Source organism: Mycobacterium kyogaense (assembly GCF_036946525.1).
Lineage (GTDB): Bacteria > Actinomycetota > Actinomycetes > Mycobacteriales > Mycobacteriaceae > Mycobacterium > Mycobacterium kyogaense_A.
On record NZ_JAQIIY010000003.1, the window covers coordinates 15,651 to 27,485 of the forward strand.

The 11,835-nt window shown below is 68.8% G+C and carries 8 protein-coding genes and 1 pseudogene; 1 reads left to right on the forward strand and 8 read right to left on the reverse strand.

Annotation, left to right across the window (positions count from 1 at the left end):
• Positions 1-5 precede the first annotated feature (5 nt).
• A complete protein-coding gene (locus PGN37_RS00320; RefSeq protein WP_335329033.1) occupies positions 6-1,139 on the forward strand; it encodes an acyltransferase family protein in 1,134 nt (377 codons plus the stop codon).
• Here the strand turns inward: PGN37_RS00320 and PGN37_RS00325 are convergent.
• From PGN37_RS00325 to PGN37_RS00360, 8 genes and pseudogenes are all read right to left on the reverse strand, one after another.
• Entirely contained in the window at positions 1,126-1,698 is a 573-nt protein-coding gene (locus tag PGN37_RS00325; protein ID WP_335329034.1) for a TetR/AcrR family transcriptional regulator, read from the reverse strand. The genes PGN37_RS00320 and PGN37_RS00325 overlap by 14 nt on opposite strands.
• On the reverse strand, positions 1,695-2,936 hold the full coding sequence (locus tag PGN37_RS00330) for a cytochrome P450 (RefSeq protein ID WP_335329035.1): 1,242 nt from the start codon (positions 2,934-2,936) through the stop codon (positions 1,695-1,697). The genes PGN37_RS00325 and PGN37_RS00330 overlap by 4 nt, the downstream gene beginning before the upstream one ends.
• A 139-nt stretch (positions 2,937-3,075) precedes the next feature.
• Entirely contained in the window at positions 3,076-5,139 is a 2,064-nt protein-coding gene (locus PGN37_RS00335; protein WP_335329036.1) for a PGRS repeat-containing protein, read from the reverse strand.
• Between the two features lie 520 nt (positions 5,140-5,659).
• Entirely contained in the window at positions 5,660-6,457 is a 798-nt protein-coding gene (locus PGN37_RS00340; RefSeq protein ID WP_335329037.1) for a DUF1906 domain-containing protein, read from the reverse strand.
• Positions 6,458-6,516: 59 nt separating this feature from the next.
• Entirely contained in the window at positions 6,517-9,417 is a 2,901-nt protein-coding gene (locus PGN37_RS00345; protein WP_335329038.1) for an MMPL/RND family transporter, read from the reverse strand.
• Entirely contained in the window at positions 9,414-9,848 is a 435-nt protein-coding gene (locus tag PGN37_RS00350) for an MmpS family transport accessory protein (RefSeq protein WP_335329039.1), read from the reverse strand. Before PGN37_RS00350 ends, PGN37_RS00345 begins: the two co-directional genes overlap by 4 nt.
• Complete coding sequence (locus PGN37_RS00355) at positions 9,845-10,333, reverse strand: MarR family winged helix-turn-helix transcriptional regulator (RefSeq protein WP_335329040.1); 489 nt, start codon at positions 10,331-10,333, stop codon at positions 9,845-9,847. The genes PGN37_RS00350 and PGN37_RS00355 overlap by 4 nt, the downstream gene beginning before the upstream one ends.
• 123 nt (positions 10,334-10,456) lie before the next feature.
• Positions 10,457-11,825: pseudogene (locus PGN37_RS00360) on the reverse strand (FAD-binding oxidoreductase).
• Positions 11,826-11,835: the final 10 nt, after the last annotated feature.

Consider the following 11,835-nt stretch of genomic DNA (forward strand, 5'->3'; position numbering starts at 1 on the left):
GCCCCATGACGCTGTCACGAGACACCGAGGCGCAGGGCGGGCTGGAATCCGTCACGGCCACCGGCCGGGTCGACTCGCTGACCGGTATCCGAGCCGTGGCAGCACTTCTCGTGGTGCTGACGCATGCGGCCTACACCACCGGCCACTACGGGCAGGGCTACGTCGGCCTGCTGTTCTCCCGCATGGAGATCGGGGTGCCGATCTTCTTCGTGCTGTCGGGCTTCCTGTTGTTCAGCCCGTGGGTGAGCGCGTGCGCGGCAGGTTCGGCCGCGCCGTCGGTGAAACGCTATGCATGGCACCGGGTTCGTCGCATCATGCCCGCCTATGTGGTCACGGTCCTCGCGGCCTACCTCGTCTACCACTTCCGCACGGCCGGTCCCAATCCCGGCCACACCTGGGAGGGGCTGGTGCGCAACCTGACCCTGACCCAGATCTACACCGACAACTATCTGTATTCGTTTCTGCACCAGGGCCTCACGCAGATGTGGAGTCTCGCCGTCGAAGCGGCGTTCTATGTCGCGCTGCCGCTGATGGCCTATCTCCTGCTGGTCGTGCTGTGTCGCCGGCGCTGGCGGCCGTGGCTGCTGCTCGCCGGTCTGACTGCGCTGGCTGCGTTGTCCCCGGCGTGGTTAACGTTGGTGCACAAGACATCTTTTCTGCCCGACGGCGCGCGGCTGTGGCTGCCGGGATATCTGTCATGGTTCGTGGGCGGCATGGTGCTCGCGGTGCTGGCGGCGATGCGGGTTCGCGCGTACGCGCTGGCCTGCCTGCCCGTCGTGATCATCAGCTACCTCATCGTGTCCACACCGATCGGGGGAGAGCCGACGACGTCCCCCGCTCTCCTGTGGGAAGCGTTGGCCAAGAGCGCGTTCTACGCGGTGATCGCCACGTTGGTGGTGGCTCCGCTGGTGTTGGGGAACACCGGTGCATACGCGAAGCTCATGGCGAGCAGGCCGATGGTCTTCCTGGGTGAGATCTCCTACGAGATCTTCCTGATCCACCTCGTGACCATGGAACTGGTGATGGTCGAGGTGCTGCAGTACCCGATCTACAACGGGTCGGTGTGGCTGCTCTTCCTCGGGACGATGGTGCTGACAGTGCCTCTGGCGTGGCTGCTGCACCGGTTCACCCGGGTGTGACCGCAACGATCTGCGGGACGACGAATTCGGCGAGCATGGCGGCTTCGTCGGCGTCGTCACGGCCGGGGAACATCAGAAGAGACGTCAGGATCCGCACCAGCCAGCGCGCGCGCTGATCGACGCGCTCGCCGGCACCCAGCGACCCGACGAACGTCTCGGCCAGCGCGGCGATCACCGGTGACTGCTCGGCCATCTCGCCGCCGAGCGGGCGCTCGGCAGCGGTGAACCAGGAGGCCAGTGCTGGGTTGTCTCGAACCATGTGCAGGCAGCCGAGCATGCCCTGCACGAGCCGCTCCTGCGGGTCGGTGATCGAGGTGAGCCGGTCGGTCAGTTCGCGGTAGAGCCGGTGGGTCTCCCGGTGGACGTACGCGGTATGGAGCGCGTCGCGATTCTCGAAGTAGCGGTACAGCGTGGCTCTCGAACAGCCTGCTGCCGCGGCGATGTCATTCATTCCGACGGTCGCGGCGGGCGTGTCGGCGAACAGGGTTTCGGCTGCGTCCAGGATGCGTTCGGCGGCGACTTCGGTGCGGTGCGCGCCGAGCCAGTCCCTGCCACTCACCGGCTCACCGTGATCGGCATCGTCAGCGGCCTGCGCACGTAACTGCCACCGGCCCAGACGATCCCGGCTTCGTCGACGTCGAAGTCGGGGATGCGGGCCAGGAGTTCGGTCAGCGCGATGCGGGACTGCATCCGCGCCGCGGCCGAACCCAGGCAGAAGTGCGCGCCGTGGCTGAACGTGAGGATGTTGCGAGGGTTGCGGGTGACGTCGAGTTCGCTTGCGTCATCACCGTATTCGCGTTCGTCGCGGTTGGCCGAACCGTAGAGGAACAGCACCTTGCGGCCCGCGGGGATCGTGCGGTCGCCGATCGTGACGTCGCGGGTGGTGGTGCGGGCCAGGCCCTGCACCGGCGAGGTGAGCCGCAGGAATTCGTCGACGGCGCCGGGGATGAGATCGGGGTCGTCGACGAGGAGCCGGCGCTGGTCGGGGCGTCGGTGGAGCAGCTGCACCGAGCCGCCGAGCATGCCGGTGGTGGTGTCGTTGCCGCCGGTGACCATCGTGAACGTGAACGCGAGAACCGAGAGCACGCCGGCGATGTCGCCGTCTGCACCGATCCCGGCGGCGACGAGGTGAGAGACGGTGTCGTCACCGGGGTCGACGCGGCGACGTTCGATCAGCGCGGTGAAGTACGTCATCATCTCGCCGAGCGCGTCGCCGAGAGTGTCCAGCGCGCCGCCGATCCCGCCGTCGGTGGTGTTGGCGGCGACGATCGCCTCGGTCCAGCCGTCGAACTTGCCGCGGTCGGCCTCAGGCACGCCGAGGTAATGAGCGACCACCATCGACGGTAGGGGTTTGAACAGGTCGCCGACGATGTCGCCGCCGCCGCGCGAACGCAACCCCTCGATGCGTTCGATGACGAACTGGCGCACCGTCAGCTCGATCGCCTCGACCTGGCGCGGCGTGAATCCCCTCGACACCAGCTTGCGGAACTCGGTGTGGGTCGGGGGATCCTGCATGACCATCGGCGGATTGTCGGCCAGGCCGATCATCTCGAGTTCGCCGTAGTTGACGGTCAGGCCCTGGGCCGAGGAGAACGTCTGATGGTCGCGCGCAGCGGACCAGATGTCGGCGTGCCGGGAGAGCACGTAGTAGTCGTGCTCGGGACGGTCGGCGGGCACGACGTGGTGGACGGGATCGTGGTCGCGCAGCGCGCGGTACATCGGCCACGGGTCCGGCCATGTGACCGCGCTCGGCAGTCGGAACGCCACCGGAGAACCATGAGACAAAACAGGCGACATGTCTCATTCATAGGACATGAGCGAGCCGGTGTCAACGCACCACCGTGTGTAGGTTCCGGATTCGGGATGTGCCGTGCTGGCTATGCAGCCCCCAGGCAACCGCCTACCTTGGGCGATGCCGGGGACAGCATCGCAAGCGTCACGTTGTGGGTCTGCTCCTGACCTTGCCGGGGTTGCCTGCCTGGCCCTGAGGGCCCTGTTTAGCGGTGCCGGTACTTCCTGTAGCGCCGTCGCGTCCGGTGGTGCCGGTGGCGCCGTCTGCACCCTCGGCACCGGTCCGTCCCGTGGCGCCGTCGTTTCCGGTCGCGCCGTCCGCGCCGTCTGCACCGGTGGCGCCGTCGCTGCCCCGTCTCCCGTCAGAACCGTTGGCGCCGTCGGCGCCTCGGCCGAACAGGCCACCGCGGCCGCCTGCGCCGGCCGTGCCGCCGACGCCGCCGTCGCCGCCCCGGCCGGCAGCTCCGCCGGTGCCTCCGGTCCCACCGGCTGCGCCGCGACCGGCCTGGCCGGGATCACCGCCGGTACCGCCGGCCCCGGCTGCGCCCGCGGAACCCCCGGTACCGCCGGCGCCGCCGCGTCCGGGGGTACCGCCAGGACCTCCCGCCCCGCCGGCACCGCCACCGCCGACGTTTCGACCGTCGTAATCGGTATCGCCGCCGTTGCCGCCCTGACCGCCGGGCGCGCCGGTGGAGTCACCGCCGTCACCGCCGACCCCGCCGACCCCGCCGTTCCCGGCGTCACCGCCCGCTCCGCCGGTACCGCCGTCACCGGCGTCCCCGCCGACCCCGCCACTGCCGCCATTGCCGCCGGCGCCGCCGTCTCCGCCCGCGCCGCCGTCACCTCCAGTGCCGCCACTGCCGCCGGCGCCGCCGCGACCGAACAGGCCGCCCGCACCGCCGCGGCCGCCGTGACCGGCCGCCAACCCGGCGGTTCCGGCGGCGCCGTCGGTGCCCGACACTCCGGCGCCGCCGCGGCTGCCATCTGTGCCGTTGCCGCCCGCGCCGCCGGCTGCGCCGTTGGTGCCGTTGGTGCCGTCACTGCCTGGTCCGCCGTCGGTGCCGTCGCCGGCGGTTGGCCCCGCGGCCCCGACACCACCGGTGCCCCCGGAGCCGCCGGCTCCAAACGGGAAGCGCCCTTCCTGGCCGCCGTTCCCACCGTTGCCGCCGGTCCCGCCGTTGATGCCGCCGGTCCCGCCCGGTCCACCGTCACCGCCAGCGCGGCCCGGTCCGCCGTCGCCGCCGTTGCCGCCGGTCGCGCCTTCGCCGCCCGAGCCACCGGGTCCACCGTTACCGCCGAAGTTCGAAGCGGTGCCGCCGGTGCCGCCGGCACCGCCGTCAGCCCCGGCCACTCCGTCACCGCCCGCGCCGCCATTGCCGCCGTTTTGCGAGTCGCCGCCGCGCCCACCGGGCCCGCCGGGGTTTCCCTGGCCGCCAGCGCCGCCGTCACCGCCGCTGGTCCCGTCGGCGCCGGGGGTGCCCGCGGGGCCGGTGGGCGTGGGTCGGGCGGGGTTGACGCCGACGACGTCGGTGCCGCGTACACCGGGGGTTCCGGTTGTGCCGTCGACGCCGTTGGTTCCGGCTTCACCGGTGGCGCCGGTGGCGCCGGGCGTGCCATCGACGCCTCGCTGCCCGTCGGCGCCGTTGGTGCCGTTGATCCCGGCGGTTCCTGCGATCCCGTCACCGCCACGACCACCGTCACCGCCCGTGCCGAACAGCCCGCCCCGGCCACCGTCGCCACCGGCAGCACCCAGCCCGCCGCGGCCACCCCGCCCTCCGTTCCCGCCCAAAAGTCCTGCTGCGCCGCCGTTTCCGCCCGCCACACCGGCGGCGAAGCTGTCGAAGCCGTTGCCGCCGTTGCCGAACAACAACCCGCCGCGCTGCCCGTCTGGATCGGCTTCGGTGCCATCTGCGCCGTTGCACACCAGCCCGCACCGTTCCGGGCGCACAGCCGCCGCCGCGTGCAACCGCGTCGGAGACGGTGCTGCGCCGGCCGCGCCGAACCAGGGCTCCACTGCTGTGCACCCCAGATCTCCGACCGGCGCGCACGACATCGCACCGCGCGGCTCGGGCGCCGCGGCCTCGCTGCCCGGAGCCGCCGCCGCGGTCGCCGCTGGGCCCGCCAGCGACAGGGACCCCGCAGCGATCACCCCGCCAGCCCACCGCAGCGCTGCACCCCGACGACCGTCACGACCGCGATGACCCGCCATACCCGCAAACTCCTTCACCTTCGCCGCGCGCACTTGAGCAGCGCGACAGATCAGGGTCGAGTATGTGGGCAATCCCTGACCGCACCGCCCCACTTCGACTACTGCACTTTTCCACGCGTGCGCAGCTCGACCAGGCGATACTTCCGATACCCGGCTTGTCTAGCGCTCCCATCAGCGGTTTCCGGCCCTCCGAGCAAGACTGTTCACGGTGCAGGCGACACGCAGGACTGCCCCAGACATCTCCGGAATTGCAGTAGTGCCCCGCCACACGCGCACGAAGAGCAGTAGTCACGCGTCTTGACGATCGAGCCGGAGTGCGTTGCGCGGTCATGCTGCAGCGGGCGCCCGCAGCCTTACGTCCCCCGGTCATCACACCGGTTGGCGGAAGCTGCACATCAGCGCGTCGGACGCCCCGTTTCTCGATGCTGCAGACGACATTGCGTTCAGGGTCGTTGCGGCAACCCTGGAGGCAATCTCGGCTACAGCATCCGATAGAGGTGCAGTCAGAGCGTCGAACCGCTCACTGATGCAGGTTCCACTGCCCGACGTCGCGGGCCATCACGTCGTTGACGTCCACGCGCATCCCGCCGACCAACGGGCCCGGGTTCGACGCGGTGTCCACGATGCGCTGATAGAGCACGGCCTGCGGATGGATCTTGTTCCCCGACCACGCCTTGGTCTGCCACGCCCACCGGTAACCGGGCACGCTGGACGCTCCGACGACGCCGTCGGCGATCGCCCACTGGCACGCGTCGATGCCCCCGTAGATGCCCGTGCGCTGCACGCCGATCACCGAGTTGATGCCCCGAAACCACGGCAGCGCAACGGTGTTCCAGGTGTCGCGGCTGATGTCCTCGTCGATCGTGAAGAAGATCGGTGCGCTGCGCCCGCCACCGGCGGCGGTGTGCAGACCCCAGCCAGTTTTGGCGTCCGCGACCCCGCCGGCGAACCCGCGGGTGAAGTCGGACGGCGCTGTCCCGCCGGGCTTTCCGTATTGATAGTTGCTGACGATGACGAGGCCCTGGGCGTTCAGCGAACGCGCGTACGGCAGCGTGATCGGCTTGGCGCCGAAGTTCGATCCGGGACGTGACAGCGACACGTAGTTGACGACGCCGGAGTGACCGGCGGCGCGGATGGCCTCCGCCGGAATCTGCGCGGCCGCGAAATCGATCAGCGTGGGTGCGGCCGCCGATGCTGTGGGCGCTCCGAAGGCAGCCGCACCGAGACCAGCGACGCCTGCGCCTGCGGCAGCGGCGAAGCGCAGCGCGTCGCGGCGGGACACCGCCCGGGTGCGCCGGGCGTCGGGCAGATCGGACACGGCGTGATGTTAACCGTGTGACTCCTGATCACCGTGTTGCCACGCGGGACGGGAGCGACTCAGCCTCCGACCGGCACCGGCGCAGTGTCGGCGTCCCGGGCCGGCGGTGCCGGAGGCAGGAAGTGATTGTCACCGCGCGGGTATACCACCTGCGGCCACCAGAACCACCTACCCAGCAGTGTCGCGATGGACGGCATCAAGAACGACCGCACCACCAGCGTGTCCACCAGTAGGCCGATCGCGATCGTCGAGCCCATCTGAGCCAACACCGTCAGGCTGCTGCCGAGCATCGCGGCCATCGTCGCGGCGAACACCAGGCCCGCCGAGGTGACGACCCCGCCGGTGCCGGCCATCGACCGGATGATGCCGGTCTTGAGCCCGGCGTGGATCTCCTCGCGGAAGCGGTGCACCAGCAGCAGGTTGTAGTCCGCGCCGACGGCCAGCAGGATGATGACCGACATCAGCATCACCAGCCAGTGCACCTGGATGCCGAGCAGGTCCTGCCAGATCAGCACGGAGATGCCGAACGATGCGGCGATCGAACTGGCCGCGGTTCCGACGATCGTTGCCGCCGCCACCACGCTGCGGGTCAGGATCAGCATGATCATGAAGATCAGCGTGAGCGCCGAGACCACGGCGATCAGCAGGTCGTACTTCGCCCCGTCTGCCATGTCCTTGTAGGTGGCCGCGGTCCCGCCGATGAGGATCTTCGCGTTCGACAGCGAGGTCATCTTGATCGCGTTCTGCGCGGCCTCACGCTCGTCATCGACGCGCGAAATGCCCTCCACCGTCGCGGGATCGCTCTGGTGGGTGATGAACATGCGTGCCGATTTCCCGTCGGGGGACATGAACATCTTCAGCCCGCGCTCGAAGTCCGGATTACTGAACGCTTCTGGAGGCAGGAAGAACAGATCGTCGTTCTTCGCGGTGTCGAACGCCGCGCCCATCGCCAGCGCGGTGTCGTTCATCGCGCCCATCTGATCGAGCAGCGTCTTCTGGGAGTTGTACGACGCCCACGTCAGTGCCAGCGTCTGCTTCATCGTCGCGATGGTCTGCGGCAGCAGCGCGGTCAGTTGCGGGGCCAGATCGGCGAGCTGGTCGGTGTTGCCCTGCACCGCGCCCTGCGCGTCGGTCAGCTCGTTGATGCCGTCGAGCGAGTCGAACAGCGACCTGATCGCCGCGCACATCGGGATGTCGTAGCAGTGCGGTTCCCAGTAGAAATAGTTGCGCAGCGGCCGGAACTGGTCGTCGAAATTGGCGATGTTGTCGCGGACCTGCTCGGTGATCTGCAGCAGCTCCTTGGACTTTGCCGCCGAATCCTGAGTCAGCTGAGTCTGTTTGAGCGAGAGCTGATACTGCTTCTCCATGATGTCGATGTTGGCCTCGGTGGCCTCCGCCATCTTCTTCATGTCGTCCAGTTGAGCGCGCTGGAACGGCAGGTTCTGATTCTGTACCTGGCCGGACACGCTGGTCTGGAACGGAATCGAGCTGTGCTGGATGGGGATACCCAGCGGCCGGGTGATGCTCTGCACCATCGCGATGCCGCGCGCTTGCATCACGTTGCGGCCGATCGCGTTCAGCACGAGCATGTCACCGGGGTTACGCATGTCGTGGTCGGCTTCGACCATGATGATGTCGGGGTTCATCCGCGCCGGGGTGAAATGCCGGTCGGCGGCGGCGTATCCGATGTTGACCTTCGCGTTGTCGGGCAGGTAGTAGCGGTCGTTGTAGGCGGGCTTGTAGCCGGGGATTGCGACCAGTCCGATGAGCACGATGAAGGCGCTGGCCACCAGGATCGGGCCGGGCCAGCGCACCACCGCGGTGCCGACGCGGCGCCAGAACCGGCTGCGTGCATCGCGTTTCGACTCGAAGAGGCCGATCTTGCTGCCCAGGAACAGAACTGCGGGCCCCAGTGTGACCGCGGACGCGACGACGACGACCATGCCGATCGCCACCGGCTCTCCCATGGTCGAGAAGTAGGGCAGCCGCGCGAAGGACAGGCAGTAGGTGGCGCCGGCGATCGTCAGCCCGGAACCGATGATCACCGGCGTCACCGAGCGGAACGTGGTGTGGTAGGCCGTTTCCCGGTCTTCACCCGCGCTGCGCGCCTCGCGATAGCGGCCGAAGATGAAGATGCCGTAGTCGGTGGCTGCGGCGATCGCGAGCATCGTGAGGATGTTGCCCGCGAAGGTGGTCAGACCAAAGGCGCCGTTGTCAGCGAGCACCGACACCACGCCGCGGGCGGTCAGGAGCCCGATGGCGGTGAGGAAGAGCTGCACCAGCGTCGTGACGAGCGACCGGTACACGACCAGCAGCATGAAGAAGATCGCGAGCAGCGTATAGGCGGTGATCTGACCGAGGCTGGCGTTGCCGATGACGTGCATGTCGTCGGTGAGTGCGGCCGGGCCGGCGACGTAAGCCTGCACGCCGGGCGGTGCCGGGGTGTCGGCGATGGCCTCGCGGACGTGCTCGACACCGGTGTTGGACAGCGTCTGTCCTTGCTCGCCGGCCAGATTCAGCATCACGTAGGCGGCCTTGCCGTCGGAGCTCTGGGCGCCGGCCGCGGTCAGGGTGTCGCCCCAGAAGTCCTGGATGTGCTGGATGTGTTGCGGGTCTTTCCGCAGCTTGGTGATGATCTCGTCGTAGTACTTGTGGGCGTCCGGTCCGAGCGGTTCCTGGCCCTCGACGATCACCATGACGGTGCTGTTGGAGTCGAACTCCGTGAAGTTCGCTCCCATCTCCTTCATGGCCTGCACCGACGGCGCGTCGTTCGGCGTCATCGGAGCGGAGTGTTCTTCGCCGACGACTTCGAGCTGCGGGGCGACGACGTTGACCACCACGGCGAAGGCGATCCAGGCCAGGATGACCGGGACGGACAGGATGCGCAGCGCGTGCGCCACGGGGTGTCCCTTGGCGTGCTTCTCCGGGCGGTGCGCGAACCGTTTGCCGTGGGCGCTCATGCGGACTTCACCAGGCAGTAGGTCTGGGCGTCGACACCGTCGGCCTGACGTTCGTCGCGCACGGTGCCGTTGACGGTGACGCGGCAGCCGATCGAGTCGGCGTCAGCGCGGGCCATCAGATTCGCGCTGACCGTCGGCAGTGTCGTCGACAGCGACACGGTCCAGGGCAGCGGCGCGGTCACCGTGTGCACGTTGGCGTCGGGATCGAAGTAGCTGATCTGGGCGGTCGAGCCGGGTGCACCCCACACCTCGTAGACCATGACCTTTGGGTTGAACTGCACGATCTCGATGCCGGCCCCTGCGTTGGCGTTGAGATCGGTGGATGCGAACTGGCGGTGCAGGCGGGAAACGACCAGGGCGGACACGGACAGCACCACGATCAGCACCAGCGGAATCCACACCTTCTTCAGCCCTCTCCGGATGTGCCTCATGCCAGTCCCCGTTCCTCTGTCGCGGCGCCCAGGGTGTCGTCGGCAGAGGTCGCGAGCGCCTGCAGGACAGGTAGCGCGACGCGGGCGGCCAGGGCCAGCGCATCTCGCTCCTCGTCGCCGAGTGTGTCGAGCAGCGTGCCGAGTCGTTCACGTCGTGCGGTCGCCCGCTGTTCCATCAGCGCGAGCCCGTCGTCGGTGACCCCGATCAGCGCGGCGCGGCCATCGCCGGGATCGGCGACCTTGGCCACCAGGCCGCGGCGTTCGAGTCGCTGGATCAGCTGCGTCATCGACGGCTGACTGACGCCCTCTTTGGCGGCGAGCGTGGTGAGCCGGGTCGGGCCTTCGCGATGCAGTCGGTTCATCACGAAGCCGGCGGACGCGGTCATGTCGGCTCGGTCGGTGAGGTGACGGACGAGGAGGTCGGCGGCATGGTCGACGAGAGAACCGATGCTGTCGACAGCGGCGGGAGCGGCGCGGTCAGGCACCGGCTATATATATCACTACTCTTATGTAGTTGCGACACCACGGGCGCGGATCGGCTACACAGCGTTCGCTCAGAAGATGTTTTGCATAGCCAGGGTGATGTAACTCTTGTTATGCCTGGTTCGTCAGAACGCGGCTCCGGGATTGAGGATGCCGTCGGGGTCGAGCGCGGATTTGATCCGTCGATTGAGCTCCATCACCTCGGGACCGAGCTGGCCCGCCAGCCACGGCCGCTTGAGTCGGCCCACGCCGTGCTCGCCGGTGATCGTGCCGCCCAGCGAGACGGCGAGATCCATGATCTCGCCGAACGCCTGCTGCGCGCGCTGTTCCATCGCCGCGTCGGCGGGGGTCGAAGACGATCAGCGGGTGGGTGTTGCCGTCGCCGGCGTGGGCGATCACGGAGATCATCAGATCGTGGTTGGCGGCGATCTTCTCGACCCCGCCGACCAGATCGGCCAGGGCGGGAAGCGGCACGCCGACGTCTTCGAGCAGCAGCGACCCCCGGGCCTCGACCGCCGGGATCGCGAACCGCCGGGCGGCAACGAAGGCCTCACCCTCCTCGGGGTCGGACGTCGAGAACACCTCTGTGGCACCGTGTTCGGTGAACACCTCGGCCATGTACTCGGCATCGCGTGCACCCGCGGGCCCGCGGTCGTCGCTGGCGGCGACCATCATCGCGGCGGCGTTGCGGTCCAGGCCCATCCGGAGTTTGTCCTCGACGGCGTTGATCGCCACGGCGTCCATGAACTCGAGCATGGAGGGGCGGATCTTGCCGGTGATCGTGACGACGGCGCGCGCGGCCGCCTCGACGGAATCGAAGGACGCCACCACGGTGCAGGCGCCGTGCTGGGCGGGCAGCAGCTTCAGTGTCACCTCGGTGACCACGCCGAGGGTGCCCTCGCTGCCGACGAAGAGCTTCGTCAACGACAGTCCCGCAACGTCTTTCAAGCGGGGACCGCCGAGTCGCACCGCGGTTCCGTCGGCCAGCACCACCTGCATGCCGAGGACGTAATCGGTGGTGACGCCGTACTTGACGCAACACAGGCCGCCGGCGTTGGTGGCGATGTTCCCGCCGATGCTGCAGATCTCGTAGGACGACGGGTCGGGCGGGTACCACAGTCCGTGTTCCGCGACGGCCTTCTTGACCTCGGCGTTCAGCAGACCGGGTTGGACGACGGCCGTGCGCGTGACCGGGTCGATCGAGATGTCCCGCATCTTCTCGGTCGACAGCACGATGCCACCGTCGAGAGCGGTTGCCCCGCCGGACAATCCGGTGCCCATGCCGCGGGGGACGACGGCGATCCGGTGCGTGCTGGCCCAGCGCAGCACTGTCTGCACCTCATCGGTGCGGCGCGGCCGTACCACGGCCATCGGAGTGCCTGCGTTCGGATCGGCGGCGCGGTCCTGCCGATACGACGCCACGACGTCGGGATCGGTGACGACGGTGCCCTCGGGCAGCGCGGCGGTCAGTTCGTCGAGCACATCGGAAGCCACCCGATCGATG

What these genes read in the sequence shown, in the direction of transcription:
- PGN37_RS00320 (WP_335329033.1), top strand. Translation starts at nt 6, where the DNA reads ATGACGCTGTCACGAGACACCGAGGCGCAGGGCGGGCTGGAATCCGTC.
- PGN37_RS00330 (WP_335329035.1), bottom strand. Translation starts at nt 2,936, where the DNA reads ATGTCGCCTGTTTTGTCTCATGGTTCTCCGGTGGCGTTCCGACTGCCG.
- PGN37_RS00335 (WP_335329036.1), bottom strand. Translation starts at nt 5,139, where the DNA reads ATGGCGGGTCATCGCGGTCGTGACGGTCGTCGGGGTGCAGCGCTGCGG.
- PGN37_RS00345 (WP_335329038.1), bottom strand. Translation starts at nt 9,417, where the DNA reads ATGAGCGCCCACGGCAAACGGTTCGCGCACCGCCCGGAGAAGCACGCC.
- PGN37_RS00350 (WP_335329039.1), bottom strand. Translation starts at nt 9,848, where the DNA reads ATGAGGCACATCCGGAGAGGGCTGAAGAAGGTGTGGATTCCGCTGGTG.